This window comes from Streptomyces sp. NPDC002467 (assembly GCF_042889825.1).
GTDB lineage: Bacteria > Actinomycetota > Actinomycetes > Streptomycetales > Streptomycetaceae > Streptomyces.
Genome location: NZ_JBIARJ010000023.1, coordinates 35,668 through 53,698, shown reverse-complemented (window position 1 = coordinate 53,698; position 18,031 = coordinate 35,668). Strand labels below are relative to the sequence as shown.

13 protein-coding genes are annotated in these 18,031 nt (G+C 73.6%); 12 read left to right on the top strand and 1 reads right to left on the bottom strand.

All coding sequences use genetic code 11. From position 1 onward, the window contains the following. Window positions 1-14 precede the first annotated feature (14 nt). The 4 genes from ACFYYJ_RS35005 (at window position 15) to ACFYYJ_RS34990 (ending at window position 4,727) form a co-directional block, all read left to right on the top strand. Entirely contained in the window at window positions 15-1,262 is a 1,248-nt protein-coding gene (locus ACFYYJ_RS35005; protein ID WP_385124087.1) for a cytochrome P450, read from the top strand. Window position 1,263: 1 nt separating this feature from the next. Then, window positions 1,264-2,190, top strand: coding sequence for a TauD/TfdA family dioxygenase (locus tag ACFYYJ_RS35000; RefSeq protein WP_385124090.1), 927 nt, complete (start codon window positions 1,264-1,266; stop codon window positions 2,188-2,190). 174 nt (window positions 2,191-2,364) lie between these two features. Further along, window positions 2,365-3,186 carry an indole-3-glycerol phosphate synthase TrpC gene (gene trpC / locus ACFYYJ_RS34995; RefSeq protein WP_389138206.1) on the top strand — a complete coding sequence of 274 codons (822 nt, stop codon included), beginning with the start codon at window positions 2,365-2,367 and terminating at the stop codon, window positions 3,184-3,186. A gap of 164 nt (window positions 3,187-3,350) precedes the next feature. Beyond that, on the top strand, window positions 3,351-4,727 hold the full coding sequence (locus tag ACFYYJ_RS34990) for a class II 3-deoxy-7-phosphoheptulonate synthase (protein WP_385124095.1): 1,377 nt from the start codon (window positions 3,351-3,353) through the stop codon (window positions 4,725-4,727). Here ACFYYJ_RS34990 and ACFYYJ_RS34985 read toward each other — a convergent pair. Next, complete coding sequence (locus ACFYYJ_RS34985; RefSeq protein ID WP_385124097.1) at window positions 4,693-5,427, bottom strand: thioesterase II family protein; 735 nt, start codon at window positions 5,425-5,427, stop codon at window positions 4,693-4,695. The two genes, ACFYYJ_RS34990 and ACFYYJ_RS34985, sit on opposite strands and share 35 nt — an antisense overlap. Window positions 5,428-5,607: 180 nt before the next feature. Here ACFYYJ_RS34985 and ACFYYJ_RS34980 point away from each other — a divergent pair, with 180 nt between their 5' ends. The 8 genes from ACFYYJ_RS34980 (at window position 5,608) to ACFYYJ_RS34945 (ending at window position 17,989) form a co-directional block, all read left to right on the top strand. Then, window positions 5,608-6,693 (top strand): cysteine synthase family protein, encoded by a 1,086-nt coding sequence (locus tag ACFYYJ_RS34980; protein ID WP_385364137.1) that lies wholly within the window; start codon window positions 5,608-5,610, stop codon window positions 6,691-6,693. Further along, window positions 6,690-8,174 (top strand): argininosuccinate lyase, encoded by a 1,485-nt coding sequence (gene argH / locus ACFYYJ_RS34975; protein ID WP_389138203.1) that lies wholly within the window; start codon window positions 6,690-6,692, stop codon window positions 8,172-8,174. The genes ACFYYJ_RS34980 and argH overlap by 4 nt, the downstream gene beginning before the upstream one ends. Continuing rightward, complete coding sequence (locus ACFYYJ_RS34970; RefSeq protein WP_385124103.1) at window positions 8,171-9,370, top strand: ATP-grasp domain-containing protein; 1,200 nt, start codon at window positions 8,171-8,173, stop codon at window positions 9,368-9,370. Before argH ends, ACFYYJ_RS34970 begins: the two co-directional genes overlap by 4 nt. Beyond that, the gene (locus ACFYYJ_RS34965) at window positions 9,367-12,804 is read left to right on the top strand and encodes an amino acid adenylation domain-containing protein (protein WP_389138201.1); all 3,438 of its coding nucleotides are present in this window, start codon (window positions 9,367-9,369) and stop codon (window positions 12,802-12,804) included. Before ACFYYJ_RS34970 ends, ACFYYJ_RS34965 begins: the two co-directional genes overlap by 4 nt. Then, window positions 12,801-13,736 (top strand): kinase, encoded by a 936-nt coding sequence (locus ACFYYJ_RS34960; protein WP_385124108.1) that lies wholly within the window; start codon window positions 12,801-12,803, stop codon window positions 13,734-13,736. Before ACFYYJ_RS34965 ends, ACFYYJ_RS34960 begins: the two co-directional genes overlap by 4 nt. A gap of 189 nt (window positions 13,737-13,925) precedes the next feature. Next, the gene (locus ACFYYJ_RS34955; RefSeq protein WP_385124110.1) at window positions 13,926-16,142 is read left to right on the top strand and encodes an MMPL family transporter; all 2,217 of its coding nucleotides are present in this window, start codon (window positions 13,926-13,928) and stop codon (window positions 16,140-16,142) included. Between the two features lie 4 nt (window positions 16,143-16,146). Further along, the gene (locus ACFYYJ_RS34950; RefSeq protein WP_389138198.1) at window positions 16,147-17,325 is read left to right on the top strand and encodes a sensor histidine kinase; all 1,179 of its coding nucleotides are present in this window, start codon (window positions 16,147-16,149) and stop codon (window positions 17,323-17,325) included. Between the two features lies 1 nt (window position 17,326). Next, entirely contained in the window at window positions 17,327-17,989 is a 663-nt protein-coding gene (locus ACFYYJ_RS34945) for a response regulator (RefSeq protein ID WP_385124116.1), read from the top strand. Window positions 17,990-18,031: the final 42 nt, after the last annotated feature.

Below are 18,031 nucleotides of genomic sequence, written 5' to 3'. Positions count from 1 at the left end.
ACCCGAGGAAGACCATGACCGTGACCCAGGAGGCGGCGCCGGCCGCCGCCGTCCCCGAACCGTCCGCCCTCGACCTCACCGATCCGCAGACCTTCCTGGACTTCGACCCGCACGCCATGTGGCGCCGGTTCCGGACCGAGAGCCCGGTGCACTGGCATCCGGCCGGACCGCGCACCCCCGGCTTCTGGGTGGTCTCCACGTACGCCGACGCCGTCGACGTCTACCGGGACAACAAGCGGTTCACCTCCGAGAAGGGCAACGTCCTCACCACCCTGTTGCAGGGCGAGGACTCCGCCTCCCGCAAGATGCTGGCCGTCACCGACGGCGCCCGGCACCGCGCGATCCGCAACGTGATGCTCAAGTCCTTCGCGCCGCGCGTGCTGGAGCCGGTGGTCGCGGGGGTGCACGAGCACACCCGCGAGCTGCTCGGCAGGGCCGTGGCTGCGGACCGGGTGGACTTCGTCGCCGACGTCGTCGACCACATCCCGATCCAGACCATGGGCGACCTGCTCGGCATCCCGCACGCGGACCGCCCGCGGCTCGTCGAGTGGAACACCCGGACCCTGGCCCGGGAGGGGTCCGGGGACGACGAGTTCGAGTCCCTAATGGCCCGCAACGAGATCATCATGTACATGGGCGAGCTGGCCGCCGAGCGGCGCCGCAACCCCGGCGAGGACGTCCTGAGCACCCTCGCCGCCGCGACCGTCGACGGCGAGCCGCTCACCGAGGACGAGATCGTCCTGAACGCCTACAGCCTGATCCTCGGCGGCGACGAGTCCACCCGGACCTCGATCATCGGCGGGCTGATCGCCCTCGCCGAGAACCCGGAGCAGTGGCGCCGGCTCGCCTCGGGCGAGGTCTCCGCGGACAGCGCGACGGAGGAGATCCTGCGCTGGACCACCCCGGCCATGCACTTCGGGCGCCGCGCCCTGGTCGACGTACCGCTGCGCGACAAGACCATCAGGGCCGGCGACATCGTCACCCTCTGGAACACCTCGGCCAACTTCGACGAGCGGGCCTTCACCGAGCCGGAGCGCTTCGACGTCGGCCGCACCCCGAACAAGCACGTGGTGTTCGGGCACGGGCCGCACTTCTGCCTCGGCGCCTTCCTGGGCCGGGTGCACGTCAAGGCCATGGTGGAGGCGCTGGCCTCGATGGTCGACGACATCACGCTGCTGGGACCGCCGCAGCGCCTCTACTCCAACTTCGTCCGCGCGTACAGCGCGCTGCCCGTCGCCTTCACCGGCAAGGAGACCCACTGAGATGCGACACGAAACGCGCACGGCCGGCGGCACGACCCTGGCCGTGCTGTTCGCCGACACCCCGTCCGCCGAGGTCCGCGGGCGGGCCGAGGAGCTCCTCGCCGAGCACGGCGCGGTCCTCGTACGGGGCCTCGGGCTCACCGACGCGGAGGCCTTCCACGCCGCCGTGAGCATCTTCGGCGAGTCCCTCATCGGCAGCTACCGGGGCGGCAACACCCCCCGGGCGACCGTCTCCGACGGGGTGTTCACCTCCACCGAGTACCCCGCCCGCTTCGACATCTCCCTCCACAACGAGATGTCGTACGCCGCCTCGTGGCCCACCCGGCTGTTCTTCGGCTGCCTGATCGCGCCGGAGACCGGCGGCGCCACCCCGGTCTGCGACGGCGGCGCGCTGCTGGCCTCGCTGCCGCCGGAGGTACGGGAGCGGTTCGCGTCGGGCGTGGTCTACCGCCAGCACCTGCACGGCGGGTTCGGGCTCGGCAAGTCCTGGCAGGCCACCTTCGAGACGGAGGACAAGGAGGTGGTGGAGCGGTTCCTGGAGGATTCGGCGGCCGAGTACGAGTGGACGACCGACGGCGGCCTGCGGGTCGGCCAGCGCCGCCCGGGCGTCCGGCACAACCCCCGTACCGGCGCCGACACCTGGTTCAACCAGGCCGACCAGTGGCACCCGTCCAACCTGCCCGAGGAGGAGGCCGAGACCCTGCTGTCGCTGATCGACGACGTGGACGAACTGCCGCACTGGGTCACCTACGCCGACGGCACCCCGCTCTCCGACGACGACCTGGCCCACGTGCGCAAGGCGCAGCGGGAGAACAGGCTGGCGGAGCCGTGGCAGGTCGGGGACATCATGATCGTGGACAACATGTCGGTGCTGCACGGCCGCGAGGCTTACACGGGCGACCGGAGGATCGTCGTCTCGATGACCTGACCCCGCGGGCGGTCCGCCGGAAAGGGGCTCGGCGCGTCGTGGGCCGGGCCCCTTCCGCTCCCCTCATTCACCGCCCCCTTAATGACCTGGCCGGCGGCCGACCGCGTCCCTAACTTCTGATCCGATGGCGCCGTCGTGCGCCGCGGTGTGCGGGGGAGAAACGGACGGAAAACCATGAATGCACTCGACGACATCCTCGGAGGCGTGCGGGCCGGTCTGGAGGAGCGGCGGCGCCGGATCCCGGAGTGCGAGCTGCGCGACCTGGCCTCGGAGGTCCGGCCCGTCCCGGACTGCGCCGAGCTGCTGCGCGGAACGGACGGGCTGAAGGTGATCGCGGAGGTGAAGCGGGCCAGCCCGGCGCGCGGGCGGCTCTCGGCGATCGAGGACCCGGGGGCACTGGCGGCGGCCTACGAGGCGGGCGGGGCGGCGGCGGTCAGCGTGCTGACGGAGGAGCTCCGGTTCGACGGGTCCCTCGAAGACCTGGACGCCGTACGGGCCCGGGTCGGGGTGCCGGTGCTGCGCAAGGACTTCGTGGTCGACCCGTACCAGGTGTGGGAGGCGCGGGCGCACGGCGCGAGCCTGCTGCTGCTGATCGTGGCGGCGCTCGAACAGCCGCTGCTGGTCGACCTGGTGGCACAGGCCGCGGAGATCGGGCTGACCCCTCTGGTGGAGGTGCACGACGCGTCCGAGGCGCGCCGTGCGCTGGACGCGGGGGCCTGGGTGATCGGGGTCAACGCGCGCGATCTGAAGACCCTGCGGATGGACAAGGGGGCCTTCACGCGGATCGCGCCGGACATCCCGGAGAACATCGTGCGGATCGCCGCCTCCGGGGTGCGCGGGCCGCGCTGTGCGGTCGAGTACGCGGAGCTGGGCGCCGACGCGATCCTGGTGGGCGAGGCCCTCGTCACCTGCGGGCACCACCGGGAGGCGGTGGCCGCGCTCGTCGCGGCGGGCCGCCGGCCCGTCGGGCCGCGGCCGGGTCCCTGCTTCCCGTGAGACCGCCCCGCACTGCGAACTCCCACGGAATTCCACTTTCCGAATTCCACCGGAGGGAGTGAAGGAATTCCTTCCGGGCCGCCGCCAGACCAATTCCCGCCCCCCGATGCGGTCCATTTCCAAAATGCTTGACCATTCCGCGCCGCCGATGGGTAATTGACGCCATGAGAGAAAACGAGAAAAGCACCTCCTGGCGGAATTTCCCGGCCGCCCAGCAGCCCGACTGGCCCGATCCCGCGGCCCTGCGGGCCGTCATCGGGCGCTTGTCCGACGCGCCTCCGCTCGTCTTCGGGGCCGAGTGCGACCAACTGCGCCTGAGGATGGCGGCGGTGGCGCGGGGCGAGGCCATCCTGCTGCAGGGCGGCGACTGCGCCGAGACGTTCGCCCAGGTCACGGCCGACTCCATCCGGGGCAAGCTGAAGACCCTGCTCCAGATGGCCGTCGTGCTCTCCCACGCCACCGCGCTGCCGGTGGTCAAGGTGGGTCGGATGGCGGGGCAGTACGCCAAGCCGCGCTCCAGCCCGTACGAGGAGCGCGACGGGGCGACCCTGCCCTCGTACCGCGGTGACGCCGTCAACGGCCTGGAGTTCACGGCGGCTTCCCGCACCCCGGACCCGGGGCGGCTGCGCGACATGTACGAGGCGTCGGCCCGCACCCTCAACCTGGTCCGCGCCCTGACCACCGGCGGGTTCGCCGACCTGCACCAGGTGCACGCCTGGAACAGGGGGTTCGTCGCCGGTTCGGGCGCCGGCGAACGCTACGAGGCCCTCGCCGACGAGATCGACCGCACGCTCGCCTTCATGCGCGCCTGCGGCGTGGACACGCGCGAGCTGGGCACGGCCGAGTTCTTCGTCGGCCACGAGGGGCTGCTCCTCGACTACGAGGCCGCCCTGACCCGGACCGAGCCGGAGACGGGCCGGACGTACGCCGCGAGCGGCCACCTGTTGTGGATCGGCGAGCGGACCCGCGCCCTGGACGGCGCCCACGTGGAGTTCTTCTCGCGGATCGACAACCCGATCGCCGTGAAGCTCGGACCCACCACCACCGCCGACTCCGTCCTCGGCCTGATCGACCGGCTCGACCCGGACCGCGATCCGGGCCGCCTGACGTTCGTCGTGCGGGCGGGCGCCGACCGGATCCGCGACGTGCTGCCCACCCTGGTGGAGAAGGTCGCGGCCGAGGGCGCGCTGCCCTGCTGGGTCAGCGACCCGATGCACGGCAACACCGTCACCGCGCCCAGCGGCCACAAGACCCGGTCCTTCGAAACGGTGCTCGACGAGGTGCGGGGCTTCGTCGAGGTCCACCGGTCGCTGGGCACCCACCCCGGCGGTGTCCACGTCGAGCTGACCGGCGACGACGTGACGGAGTGCACGGGAGGCGGCAACACTGTCCGGCCAGAGGACCTGCCACACCGGTACGAGACGGCGTGCGACCCCCGCCTCAACCACGCCCAGTCCATCGACCTGGCGTTCCGGCTCGCGGAGATGTACCGCGAGCCCCGTCCGGTCAGCTCCTTCGCGGACGCAGCGCGTCCTCGATGAGCCCGAACGGCGGCCGGTCGCCCAGGTAGAAGTGCTCACCGGGGACGGTCAGCGCACGGAACGGCCCCCGGGTCGACTCGCGCCAGGCGGCACTCTGCGCGGCGGTCACCCGGGGGTCGCCCTCCCCCACGATCGCGGTGACGGGGCAGTTCAGCGGGGGCCGGGGCTGCCCCTCGTAGGCGGCGAGCATCCGGAAGTCCGCCCCGATGTACGGCATCACCAGTTCCACGAAGGCCCGGTTCTCCAGCAACTCGGGCTCGGTGCCGCCCAGTTCGATCAGGGTCCGGCCGATCGACGCCTCGTCCCAGGCGGCCGCGGCCACCGGGTCCCCCGTCATCAGATGGGGCGCCCGCGCCCCCGAGGCGAAGAGGTGCGCCACCCCGGAGCCGGCCTCCTCCATCGCGCGGACCACCTCGTAGGCGACGATCGCGCCCATGCTGTGCCCGAAGAACGCGACCGGCCGGTCGTCCCCCGGGGCCGCCAGGGCGGCGGCGATCTCGCGGGCCATCGGGACCAGCCGGTCCGCGCACTCCTCGGAGAACCGCTCCGCGCGGCCCGGGTAGCAGACCGCGTGGACCTCGTACGCGTCGAGGCCCTTGGCCCAGCCGCGGAAGAAGTACGGCGATCCGCCGGCGTGCGGGAAGCACACCACCCGCCACGCGGCGAACGGCCGGGCCTCGACCACCTGTGTCCACACCATCTCTGCCACCCCTGCCCCAACGGCCGTACCACGGCGTCCGCACACTTCCGACGGCGCGATGGTCCTGCACGGCCCTGACGCCGCCCTGACGCCGGGCGGGCGTCACTGTCAGTGCCGCGTCAGGGTCCTTCACCAAAGTGACAGGGGTCCGCCACGCCGACCCCTGTCCCTGGAGATTCCATGACGGTGACCTCCGCCTACCCGTCGATAGCCGAAGCGACGATGATGCCGCGCGTCATCCGGCTCGGCCCGAACCTGTACGGCGCGGCCTTCACCCTGATGAAACTGCTCCCCGCGCACCACATCCTCAAGAAGGCCGAGGAGCGGGGTGAACTCGGCCCGGACACGGTGATCGTCGAAACCACGTCGGGCACCTTCGGGCTCGCCCTGGCCATGCAGGCCGCCCTGATGCGCCGCAAGCTGATCCTGGTCAGCGATCCCGCGATCGACGCCAACCTGTACCGGCGGCTGACCGATCTCGGGGCCCGGGTGGAGATCTGCCACGAGCCGGCGGAGGTCGGCGGCTTCCAGGAGGCCCGGCTGCGCCGGCTCGCGGAGATCCGCGCCGAACTGCCGGACTCCTTCTGCCCCGAGCAGTACGGCAACCCGGGGAACCCGGGCGCCTACCGGCTGGTCGCGGAGCAGCTCGTGCGGACCCTGGGCTCCGTCGACGCGCTGATCGGCCCGGTCGGCTCCGGCGGATCCGTGTGCGGCACCGTGCGGGCCCTGCGCACCGTCACCCCGCACACCGAGGCGATCGGGGTGGACAGCCACCACAGCGTGCTGTTCGGGCAGCCCGACGGCTCGCGGGAGCTGCGGGGCCTCGGCAACAGCCTGTGGCCCGCCAACCTCGACCACCGCGTCTTCGACGAGGTGCACTGGCTCACCGCCGGCGAGGCGTACGCCTCCACCCGTGCCCTGCACGCCCGTCACGCGCTCTTCCAGGGGCCGACGAGCGGCGCGGCGTACCTCGTCGCCCGTTGGTGGGCCGAGCGCAACCCGGACCGCACCGGGGTGGTGATGCTCCCGGACGAGGGCTACCGCTACCAGGCCACCGTCTACGACGACAGCTGGCTGGAGGCGCACGGGCACCCGCTGGGAGAGCAGCCGTCCGAGCCGGTCACCGTCTCCGGCCCCGACGTGGCGGGCGACCGCTGGACCCGGTTCGTGTGGGACCGGCGGGCCTACGAGGAGGTCCCGGGCGTCGTGTCCCGGCCCGCGCCGGCCGGCGCGACCGCCCCGCAGCCGGTGGGGGTGGGCTCGTGAGCGGGGCCGAGGTCACCGGTACGGGCCGGCTCCGGCAGGGCCTGGGCGCCCGTACCCGCCGGGTGGTCTACGGCGAGCCCGGCCCGGAGGCGGTGCGCCGGGAACTGGAGGCCACCAGCACCGTCGACCTCGCCCACGTGGTCATGCTCCGCGAGAGCGGGCTGCTGCCCGGACCCGCCGCGGCGGCCCTGCTGGACCGGATCCGGCGGCTGCGGGCCAGCGGCTTCGCCGAACTGACCGGCCGCCAGGCCCCGCGCGGCCTGTACCTGATGTACGAGGGCTACCTCGTGGAGGAGCTCGGCCCCGACATCGGCGGGAAGGTGCACACCGCCCGGTCCCGCAACGACATCAAGGCCACCGTGACCGCCATGCGGCTGCGCTCCGAACTCACCGAGCTCCTCGGCGAGGTGCTGCGCCTCCAGGCCGCGCTGCTCTCCCGGGCCCGCCGGCACGCCGACGTCGTGATGCCCGTCTACACCCACTTCCAGCCCGCGATGCCCATCGGTTACGGCTACTACCTGGCCGGCATCGCCACGGCCCTGGACCGCGACATCGCGGCCCTCCGCGCCGCCGTCGACGACCTCGACCGCTGCCCGCTGGGTGCCGGCGCCGTCGCCGGCAGCGACCTGCCGATCCGCCCCGAGCGCACGGCCGCCCTGCTGGGGTTCGGCGGCCCGACCCTGCACGCCACGGACGCGGTGGCGGCGCGCGACACGCTGTTGCGCTCCCTGGCCGTGGTGGCGTCGGCGGCGGTCACGCTGAGCCGGCTGGCCACCGACCTCCAGCTGTGGAGCACGCAGGAGTTCGGGTTCGTGGAGTTTCCCGAGCGCCTCGTCGGCGGCAGCTCCGCGATGCCGCAGAAGCGCAACGCGTTCCTGCTGGAGCACGTCAAGGCCAAGGCCGCGTGGGCGGTGGGGGCCTGGACCGCCTCGGCGTCCGCCAGCAAGTCGACGCCGTTCACCAACTCCATCGAGGTCGGTACCGAGGCGGTGGCCGTGGCCTGGCCCGCGCTGGCCGCCGTACGGGAGTCCGTACTGCTCGGCCAGGTCCTGGTCTCCGGGGCCAGGCCGGTCACCGATCGGATGGAGCAGCGGGCGCGGGAGGGCTTCACCACGGCCACAGTGATCGCCAACCGGCTGGTCGGCGAGGGCGTGCCGTTCCGTACCGCGCACCACGTGGTGGGGGCGGCCGTACGGGACGCCATCGCCGCCGGGGAACGCGAACTCACCAAGGTCGAGACCCCGGAGGGGGTGAGCGACTTCGGGGGCGGGCTGCCCTCGCTCGCCGAGGTCGTCGCCGACCTGGACCGGGGCGGCGGCCCGGGCGAGTGCGCCGCCATCGTGGCGACCCTGCGGGACCGCCTCGCCGGGCACGGCGACTGGCTCATGGAGTACCGGGAGGGACTGCGCGAAGCGGAACGGTTGCTGGACGCCGATGTGGACGCCGTCGTGAGACGTTTCGCGGCGGGAGGGACGCGATGAGCGCGGGCGGCGGCCGGTTCGCCTTCCTGGAGAGCAACACCACCGGCACCGGGCGGGACTTCTGCGCCGCCGCCCGGGCCCGGGGGATGCGGCCCGTCCTGCTGAGCCGGGACCCGGGCCGGTATCCGTACGCCGTGCTGGACGGCGTCGACACGGTGGTGCTGGACACGTCCGACCCGCAGGCCGTCCTGGACGCCTGCACGCGGCTCGACGCGGCCGCCATCGCCTCCAGTTCGGAGTACTTCGTCGCCCTGGCGGCGCGCACGGCGGCCAAGCTGGGGCTGCCGGGACCGGACGGCGACGCCGTGGAACGCTGCCGGTCCAAGGACGCGCAGCGGGCCGCGCACGCGGCCGCCGGGGTGCCGGTGCCGGCGTTCGCGGCCGTGACCGGGGCCGACGAGGCCGCGGGCGCGGCGGAGCGGATCGGGTTCCCCGTCGTCCTCAAGCCCGTCAGCGGCTCCGGCTCGGTCGGGGTGCGGCTGTGCGAGGACGCGGGGCGGGTCCGCGCGTGGGCGCGGAAGCTGCTGTCCGACGGCTCGGCCGTGCTGCTGGTGGAGGAGGCCGTCCGCGGCCCCGAGTTCTCGGTGGAGACCTTCGACGGAGCGGTGGTGGCGGTGGTGGCCAAGCACGTCGGGGCCGAGCCGTACTTCGTGGAGACCGGGCACGACGTGCCCGCCCCCGTCCCGGCCGACACCGCGGCCGAGCTGGGCGCCACCGCCGTGCGGGCGGTGGGCGCGCTGGGTCTGGGCTTCGGCGCGGCCCACACCGAGCTGCGGCTGGGCCCCGCCGGGCCGGTGGTCATCGAGGTCAACCCGCGGCTGGCGGGCGGCATGATCCCGGTCGCGGTGAAGGCGGCGACCGGGGTGGACCTAGTGGACCGGGTGATCGCGCGGGCCGCCGGCCTGCCGCCCGCTCCGCGCGGGGCGGGGGCCGGTCACGCCGCCGTCCGGTTCGTCCGGTCGGCGCGGGAGGGCCGGGTCACGGCCGTCGCGGGCCTGGCCGACGCCGCCGTGGCACCCGGCGTGGCCGCCGTGGCCGCGAGCACCGCCGTGGGGCGGGAACTGCGGGTGACGCACTCCTTCCAGGACCGCCTGGCCTGCGTGGTCGCCGCCGGTCCCGACTCCGCCACCGCGGCCCGCCGGGCTTCGGCGGCCACAGCCCTGATCGACATCACCGTGGAGGAGACCCCCCGATGAAAGGCGCACCGACCTCCCCCGCACGGACCCGGCCGCTCCCCGCCGGGGCCCCTGCGGTCGGCACCCCGTCGGACGCCCGGGCCGGGGCCGCCCCGGTCGGGGCCCCCGCGCTCGGCGGCGTGCCGACCGCACGGGCCGCCGCCGCCGGCGCACCCCCCACGACCGGCGGCCCGGCGGGCGCCCCCGGCGGGGCCGTCGCCCGACCGCCGGCCGGCGGTGCGCCCGCCGGGGACGTGCCCCCCGCCCGGCTGCCGCGCTGGGTCGCGGTGGACTCCTCTGCGCCCGTGGTCGGGGCCGGGTTTCACGAGGTGAGCGTGGAGCCCGCGGCGGTGGTGGCGCTCCGGGCGACCGCCGACGCGCTCGGGGTGGCGCCGGGCGTGCTGCTCGGTGCCGTGCACGCCCGGGTGCTGGCCACCGTGGCCGCCGAGCGGGAGCTGCGTACCGGCCTCGCCGACGGGTCCGGGGTGCGCGAACTGCGCCTCGCGGTGGTCCCGTCCGACTGGGCGGAGCTCGCCGCGGCCACCGAGGTCGCCCTCGCCGAGGCCGGCGCCGTCGAGGGGCCCCGGCCCGAGGTGGTCCTCGACCTGGCCGGGGACGCCCCCGCCCCGCTCGGCGACGGCGAGGTGCTGCGCGTCCTGTGGCTGCCGGACGACGCGGGGCTGCGGCTCCGGCTGCGCTACGACCCCCGCGCGCTGGACGCCTCGTACGCGGACCGGCTCGCCGGCTACCACCTCACCGCCCTGCGCCTGCTCACCGCGGACCCGTACGCCCGGCACGACCGGCAGAGCCTGCTGTCCCCCCAGGAGGTCGAGAGCCAGATCCACGGGCCGGCCGGCCCCCGCGCCGAGCTGCCCGACGCCGTCCTCACCGACCTCTTCGAGGAGCGGGTCGCCCGCCACCCGGACGCCGTGGCCGTCGAGCACGGTGACCGCGCGTGGACGTACCGCCGGCTCGACGAGCACGCCAACCGTGTCGCGCACGCGCTGCTCGCCGCCGGGTCGCGGCCCCACGACGTCGTCGCCGTCGTCATGGACCGCTCCCTCGACTGGATCGCCGCCGCGCTCGGCGTCCTGAAGGCCGGCGCCGTGTACCTGCCCATGGGCCCCGACCTGCCCGTGGACCGGATCGGCTCCCAGTTGGCGGCCGCGGAGGCCTCCTTCGTCCTCGTCGACCCGGACACGGAGGTCCTCGCGCGGAAGGCCGCCGACGCGGTGCCCGCGCCGCCGGCCGTGATCCTCGTACGGGACGTCCACACGGCCGGACTGCCCGCCGGTCGGCCCGACGTGCGGGTGCGCCCCGGCGACGCGGCGTACGTCTACTTCACCTCCGGCTCCACCGGCGAGCCCAAGGGCGCCCTGTGCGAGCACGCCGGACTCCTCAACCACCTCCTGGCGAAGGCGGCGGACATGGGGCTGGCGGACGGCGGGGACACCGGCAGCGGCGAGGTCGTCGCGCAGACCGCCCCGCAGGGCTTCGACATCTCCCTCTGGCAGTTCGCCGCTCCCCTCGTGACGGGCGGCGCCACCCGCATCGTGGCGACCGACGTGCTGCTCGACGTGGGCGGCTTCCTCGACGAGATCGTCGAGGGGCGCGTCACCGTCGCCCAGACCGTCCCCGGTTACCTGGAAGTCCTCGTGCGGGAGCTGGAGCGACGCCCCCGGGAACTGGGCGCGCTGCGCGCCGTCTCGGTGACCGGCGAGGTGCTCACGCCGGCCCTGGTGCGCCGCTGGTTCGCGCTGTGCCCGGCGATCTCGCTGGTCAACGCCTACGGCGCGACGGAGGTCTGCGACGACACGATGCACGAGGTCCTCGACCGGGCGCCCGAGCCCGGCCGGCCGGTCGCGCTGGGCCGTTCCCTGCCCAACGTGAACACGTACGTCCTGGACGAGAACCTCGGTCTGGTCCCGTTCGGTTCGGCGGGCGAGATCGCCTTCTCCGGGGTCTGCGTCGGCCGCGGCTACGTCAACGACGAGGAGCGCACCCAGCAGGTCTTCGTGCCCGACCCGTTCCGGGCCGGCACCCGCATGTACCGGACGGGGGACTTCGGCCGGTGGCTGCCGGACGGCCGCATGGAGTACCTCGGCCGGCACGACGAGCAGGTCAAGATCCGCGGGTTCCGCATCGAACTCGGCGAGATCGAGAGCCGGCTGCTGGCCCTGCCCGGCGTCCGGGAGGCGGCGGTGGTCATCGTCGGCGACTCCGGCATCCACCGGCACCTGGTGGCCTTCTTCACCACCGACGGCGACGACGAGTTCGGCGTCGGCGTGGAGCGGGCCCGCGGTCACCTGGCCTCCGCGCTCCCCGACTACATGGTGCCCAGCTATCTGCACCCGCTGCGCCGGCTGCCGCGCACCGCCAACGGCAAGGCCGACAAGAAGGCCCTCGTGGAGCTGGCGAGCACCCTCGGCCACGGTGGAGACGGCCACACCGGGCCGGCGACGGCCACGGAGCGGCGGCTCGCCATGCTGTGGGCGGAGGTCCTCGGGGTGCCGCTGGAGCGCATCGGGCGCCACGACGACTTCTTCGCGCTGGGCGCCAGTTCGCTCGCCGCGGTACGGGTGGTCGTACGCCTCGACGGCGTGCCGGCCCTGAAGGAACTGGTGGCCCACCCGGTGCTGGCGGATCTGGCGGCCCTGCTCGACGGCCGGCGCGGCGGCGAGCCGCGCGAGCCGGCGCCCCCGCTGCTGCACCCGCTGCTCGCGCTCCGCAACCCGCACCGCACCCTGGTGTGCCTGCCCTACGCGGGCGGCAGCGCCCTGAACTTCCGGGCGCTGGCGACCGAGCTGGAGCGCGACGGGATCGCGGTGCTGGGGGCGGAGCTCCCGGGGCACGACTTCGCGGCCGAGGACGAACCGCTGGAGGACGTGGCGGCGCTCGCGGAGCGGGCCCGCGACGAGATCCTCGCGCAGGTCGCCACCCCCGTCCTGCTGTGGGGCCACTGCTCGGGCGCCGCCCTGGCCCTGGAGACGGCCCGGCTGCTCCAGGAGGCGGGCCGCCCGGTGGAACGGGTCTTCGTCGGCGGGCAGTTGCTGCCCGGAGCGCAAGAGCTGCGCGCGGAGCTGGCCGAGGTGGAGGCAGCCGGCCGGGAGGTCCTCCTGGGCCGGCTGCGCGCCGACAACGCCTACGTCGAGCTGGACGCCTTCGCCCCCGAGCGGGCCGCGGCCGTCGACCGGGCCTACCGGCACGATGTGATCACCGCCAACCGACACCTGTTGCGGATCCTGGACGCCCCCGCGGCGTACCGGATCGACGCGCCGGTGGAGGTGGTGGTGGCGCGCGACGACGCCTGGACGGCCGCGGAGGACGGCGCGCACCGGTCTTGGCGGGTGGTCTCCGACCGCGTCACGCTGCACGAACTCGAAGAGGGCGGGCACTACTTCACCGGCACCCGGGCCGCGGAGACCGCCGACGTGGTGAGGAGGAGCATCGGATGATCAGGACCCAGACGGCCGTGCCGGTCAGCCCGGCGGCCGTCCCCGCCGCCGGTTACCGCCGGGTGGCCGCCACCGGGGTCAGCACGGCCTTCGGCACCTTCGGCGAGCTGCTCCAGGGGGTCCTGCCGGAGGAGGACGGCAACTTCCTGGTGACGCTGCCGGTGGCCCGCTGGTCCATGGCCCGCTTCGAGATGAGTCCGGAGCAGCCGGGGCCGGCGGTGTGGCCGCCGCACAAGAAGAAGGCGCTGCGGCTCACCTCGATGATCCTGGAGGACGAGGGGCTGCCGGCCGGGGGGCTGCTGCGGATCGACAGCACCCTGCCCGAGGGCAAGGGGCTGGCCAGTTCCTCGGCCGACCTGGTGGCGACGGCGCGGGCGGTGGCCAACGCGCTCGGCGTCCCGATGCCGCCGCGCCGCATCGAGGGGTACCTGGCGCGGATCGAACCGACCGACGGGGTGCTCTACGACGCGGTCGTGGCCTTCCACCACCGCAGCGTCCGGTTGCGGGCGGAGCTGGGTTCGCTGCCCTCGATGGCGGTGGTCGGCGTCGACGAGGGCGGTGCGGTCGACACGGTCGCCTTCAACAACATCCCGAAGCCCTTCACGGCGGCCGACAAACGGGAGTACGCGCGCCTCCTGGACCGGGTGACCGGCGCCGTCGCCGCCCGTGACCTGGCCGAGGTCGGGCGGGTGGCCACGGCGAGCGCCCGGATGAACCAGGTGCTGCGCCACAAGTGGTCCCTGGAGCCGATGACCGGCATCTGCGAGGAGGTCGGCGGTCTGGGCGTGGTCGTCGGGCACAGCGGCACCACCCTGGGCATCCTCATGGACACCGAAGCCCCGGACTGCCCCGCCCGGCTGGCGGCCGCCGCGCAGCTGTGCCAGGAACTCGTGGGAAACGTGACGGTCTACCGGACCCTCAGCTTCCACTGATCCGCCTTCCCCGGCCCCCGTTCCGAGTGGTCACCCTCGGAACGGGGGCCGTCGCGTGCGCCGACCTCGCGCGGACCGCCGGCCCCCACTTCCGCTTCGGGCCACGCCCCTTGTCCACCAGTCGGTGGACCCGGAGTTCAACCGGTCGCACCTGTCGCCGACACACCTGCTCCGACCAGCATGTATGTCATGACGAACCCCACTGTGCGCATGGCTCGATGGAGCGCCCGCAACCCCTGGAAAGCCATTACCGGCTGGCTCCTCTTCGTCGTCCTCTGCCTGGGGGCGGGCATCGCGATCGGCGCGAATCCCGCCACCAGCGAGGACTTCCGCATCGGCGAGGCGGGCCGTGCCGAGGCCATCGCCGCGGAGGGCGGCCTCCAGCAGAGGCCCGTGGAGCGGGTGTTGATCCACGCCAGGCCCGGCGCCGGCTCCTTCGACAAGGCCCTGGCCGAGGCGGCCGCCCGCGACGTCGGCGCCCGGATGGCCGCGCTCCCCGAGGTGGCCTCGGTCGGCGCCCCGGTGCCCGCCTCCGACGGCTCTGCGTTACGCGTGGACGTCACCATGAAGGGCGCCGAGTTCGACGCGAAGAAGCACGTGGACGCGCTCCTCGCGCAGACCGCGGCCGTCCAGGAGGCCTATCCGGGGTTGTGGGTGGAGGAAGTCGGCTCCCCCTCGATCAGCAAGGGCGTGGACGGGCTCCGCGGCGACGACCTGGCCCGCACGGAGGTCATCGCGCTCCCCGTCACCCTGATCACCCTGCTGGTCGTCTTCAGCTCCATCGCCATGGCCGTCGTCCCGCTGCTGCTGGCGCTCTCCTCGATCATCGCCGCGGTCGGCCTGTCGATGCTCGCCTCGCACGTCTTCCCGGACGCCGGCGTCGGCACCAACGTGATCCTGCTGATCGGCCTGGCCGTCGGCGTGGACTACACCCTCTTCTACCTCAAGCGGGAACGTGAGGAGCGGGCCCGGGCGGGCGGACGTCTGACGCCGCAGGCCGTCGTCGAACTGGCCGCCGCCACCTCGGGCCGCGCCGTCGTCGTCTCCGGTCTGGCCGTGGCCGTCTCCAGCGCCACCCTGTTCCTCGCCGACGACGTGATCTTCTCCTCCATCGCCACCGGCGCCATCGTCGTCACCCTGGTCGCCGTCCTCAGCTCGCTGACCGTGCTGCCCGCCCTGCTGGCCAAGCTCGGCGAGCGCGCCGACCGCCGCCGGGCCCGCAAGGAGGCCCGCGCCGCCGCCAAGGGTCGTACCCTGCGCGTCAAGCAGCCGAGGAGCGGAGCCGGCCGGATCACCGCGGCCGTGCTGCGGCCCACCGCGAAGCACCCCGTCGCCACCCTGGCCGTGGCCACCCTCGCGATGGTCGCCCTCGCCCTGCCCGTGCTGAACCTGAACCTCACCGAGATGGGCCGCGACACCCACTCCCGCGCCATCGGCGCCATGCAGACCTACGACAGGGCGATGGCCGCCTACCCCGAGCTCAACTCGATGCACCAGGTCCTCGTGAAGGCGGACGCCGGCCGCCGCGCCGAGGTGGCCTCCGCCCTCACCGAACTCGCGGACCGCGCCACCGCGGAGGACCCCGCGATCAGCGGAAAGCCGTTCCTGCGCACCTCCCCCGACGGCCGGATCACCATGCTGGAGATGGCGGTCGCCCACCCCGTCGGCAGCGTCGAGGCCCACACCTCCCTGAAGAAACTGCGCACGGAGCTGATCCCCGCCACCGTGGGCGAGCTGACCGGCACCGAGACCGCCGTGACCGGCGACGTCGCCCGCAATGCCGACTACCCGACGCACCAGAAGCAGAAGCTCCCCCTGATCATCGGCGCGCTGCTGCTCGTCACCTTCGTGATGACCGTGTGGGCCTTCCGCTCCGTCGTCCTCGGCCTGATCGGCATCGTCCTCAACCTGCTCTCCGCCTTCGCCTCGCTCGGCCTGCTGGTGCTCGTCTTCCAGAACGAATGGGCCGAGGGGATCCTCGCCTTCGAATCGACCGGCTCCATCGGGGCCCGGGTGCCGCTCTTCCTCTTCGTGATCCTGTTCGGGCTCTCGATGGACTACCAGGTCTTCGTGATCAGCCGGATCCGGGAGGCCCGGATGAACGGCACCCCGACCCGCCAGGCGGTCCTGGACGGCATCGGCAGCTCCGCCGGGGTGGTCACCAGCGCGGCCGTGGTCATGGTCACCGTCTTCGCCAGCTTCGCCGCACTGCACCTGATCGAGATGAAGCAGATCGGCTTCGCCCTCGCCGCGGCGGTCCTGCTGGACGCCTTCGTGATCCGGATCCTGATCCTGCCCTCGCTGATGCTGCTGCTGGGCGAGTGGAACTGGTGGCCGTCGCGGCGCGGTATGCGCCAGGTCCGGCCGCAGGCTTCAACGGAACGTCAGCCGGCGACCGTAGGCTGACCCCATGAGTGAACGGCCGCAGTCCTCGGTCCGGTTGAGCGTCGACAGGCTCCACGGCTGGTACACCACGGCATGGGTGCTGCTGGGTCTGGGCCCCTCGGTCATCGGGGTGGAGAACGACTCGGGAGCACCCAAGTGGGGGGCCCTGGCCCTGCTGGCGGTCCTCGCCTCCTGCTACACCGCCGTACGGCGATTTCCGGACAATCCCCTCCTGCGGCCCCAGGCCTACCTGGCCCTCCTCGCCCTCGGGCTGAGTGCCATGGGAGGCCTGCCGGGCGGCGGGGCGGCCCTCTTCATCGTCTCCCTCCCCCAGTTCTGGCTCTTCGCGACCGGCGTCCGCGCCTCGATCGTCCTCAGCGGGGCGGCCGCCGCGGGCACGGTCGTCGGCAGCAGCCTGCGGGGCGACGAGTCCCTGACGGGCAACATCGTCTTCGTCTTCATCGGGTACGCGGCCTCGGTCTTCATCGGCCTGCTGATCCACCGGCTCGTCGCGGACGGCGACGCCCGGGCCGGGCTGCTGGGCGCGGAACTGGAGAGCGCGCAGGCCCGGCTCGCCGAGGCGCACCGGCAGCAGGGCGCGGCGGACGAGCGGGAGCGGATGGCCCGGGAGATCCACGACACCCTGGCGCAGGGGTTCGCCTCCATCATCGTGCTGGCGGAGGCGGCCCGTTCGACCGTCGCCTCCGATCCGGAGCGGACCATGCAGCAGTTGGTCTCCATCGAACAGACCGCCCGCGAGAACTTCGTCGAGGCCCGGGTGCTGGTGGGTTCCGCCCCGCAGAGCGGCCTGGCCCCCGGTTCGGTCGCGGTGACCCTGCGCCGGACCCTGGACCGGTTCACCCAGGACACCGGGCTGACCGTCGAGGCGGAGCTGCCGGCGGACGTGGAATGCGACCAGCAGACGCGGATCGCCCTCCTGCGGTGCACCCAGGAGTCCCTGGCGAACGTACGCAAGCACGCCGCGGCCACCACGGTGGGCGTGGTCCTCACCCGGCACCCGCACGCCATCGAGCTGGAGATCACCGACGACGGGTGCGGCTTCGTCGTCGAGGACTCCCGCGGCTTCGGCCTCGACGGCATGCGCAAGCGCCTCGCCGAACTCGACGGGGACCTCACGGTCACCAGCTCGCTCGGGGACGGCACCCGCATCCTCGCCACCATCCACACGAACGGACAGCCCTGAGATGCAGACGACGGACCGAGCCGAGAGAAGGATCCGCGTCGTCGTGGTGGACGACCACACGGTGATGCGCGCCGGTGTCGTCGCGCTCCTCGCCCCCGAGCCCTGCATCGCCATCGTGGGCGAGGCCGACAACGGGCGGGAGGCGGTGGAACTCGTCGCGGACCTGCGCCCCGACGTGGCCCTGATCGACCTGCGGATGCCCGTGATGGACGGGGTGGCGGCCACCTCCGAGATCGTCGCCGGCCCGGCCGCGACCCGCGTGCTGATCCTCACCACGTACGACACCGACGTGGAGATCGAACGGGCCGTCGAGGCCGGAGCGATCGGCTACCTGCTGAAGGACACCACCCGCGAGCAGCTCGTGAGCGCGATCCGTTCGGCGGCCCGCGGCGAGACGGTGCTGGCACCGCGGGTGGCGGAGCGGCTGGTGGCCAGGATGCGGCAGCCCGACCCGGTCGTGCTGACCGCCCGCGAGCTCGACGTGCTGAGCGCCGTGGCCGACGGGCTGTCCAACTCGGACATCGGCAAGCGCCTGGTCATCGCGGAGGCCACGGTCAAGACCCATCTGTTGCGGGTCTTCGCCAAGCTGGACGTCAGCGACCGCACCCACGCCGTGGTGACCGCCATGGAACGGGGGCTGCTGGTCCGTCCGGAGCGCGGCTGACAGGGGAAGGATCATCCGTTTTTCCCAGTTGGATGGGCAGGA

Bases quoted from the DNA above. Each gene is read 5' to 3' on its own strand.
- ACFYYJ_RS34955 (WP_385124110.1), top strand. From the start codon at position 13,926: ATGACGAACCCCACTGTGCGCATGGCTCGATGGAGCGCCCGCAACCCC.
- ACFYYJ_RS35000 (WP_385124090.1), top strand. From the start codon at position 1,264: ATGCGACACGAAACGCGCACGGCCGGCGGCACGACCCTGGCCGTGCTG.
- ACFYYJ_RS34945 (WP_385124116.1), top strand. From the start codon at position 17,327: ATGCAGACGACGGACCGAGCCGAGAGAAGGATCCGCGTCGTCGTGGTG.
- ACFYYJ_RS35005 (WP_385124087.1), top strand. From the start codon at position 15: ATGACCGTGACCCAGGAGGCGGCGCCGGCCGCCGCCGTCCCCGAACCG.
- ACFYYJ_RS34985 (WP_385124097.1), bottom strand. From the start codon at position 5,427: ATGGTGTGGACACAGGTGGTCGAGGCCCGGCCGTTCGCCGCGTGGCGG.
- ACFYYJ_RS34950 (WP_389138198.1), top strand. From the start codon at position 16,147: ATGAGTGAACGGCCGCAGTCCTCGGTCCGGTTGAGCGTCGACAGGCTC.
- ACFYYJ_RS34980 (WP_385364137.1), top strand. From the start codon at position 5,608: ATGACGGTGACCTCCGCCTACCCGTCGATAGCCGAAGCGACGATGATG.
- ACFYYJ_RS34990 (WP_385124095.1), top strand. From the start codon at position 3,351: ATGAGAGAAAACGAGAAAAGCACCTCCTGGCGGAATTTCCCGGCCGCC.
- ACFYYJ_RS34970 (WP_385124103.1), top strand. From the start codon at position 8,171: ATGAGCGCGGGCGGCGGCCGGTTCGCCTTCCTGGAGAGCAACACCACC.
- ACFYYJ_RS34960 (WP_385124108.1), top strand. From the start codon at position 12,801: ATGATCAGGACCCAGACGGCCGTGCCGGTCAGCCCGGCGGCCGTCCCC.
- ACFYYJ_RS34965 (WP_389138201.1), top strand. From the start codon at position 9,367: ATGAAAGGCGCACCGACCTCCCCCGCACGGACCCGGCCGCTCCCCGCC.
- trpC (WP_389138206.1), top strand. From the start codon at position 2,365: ATGAATGCACTCGACGACATCCTCGGAGGCGTGCGGGCCGGTCTGGAG.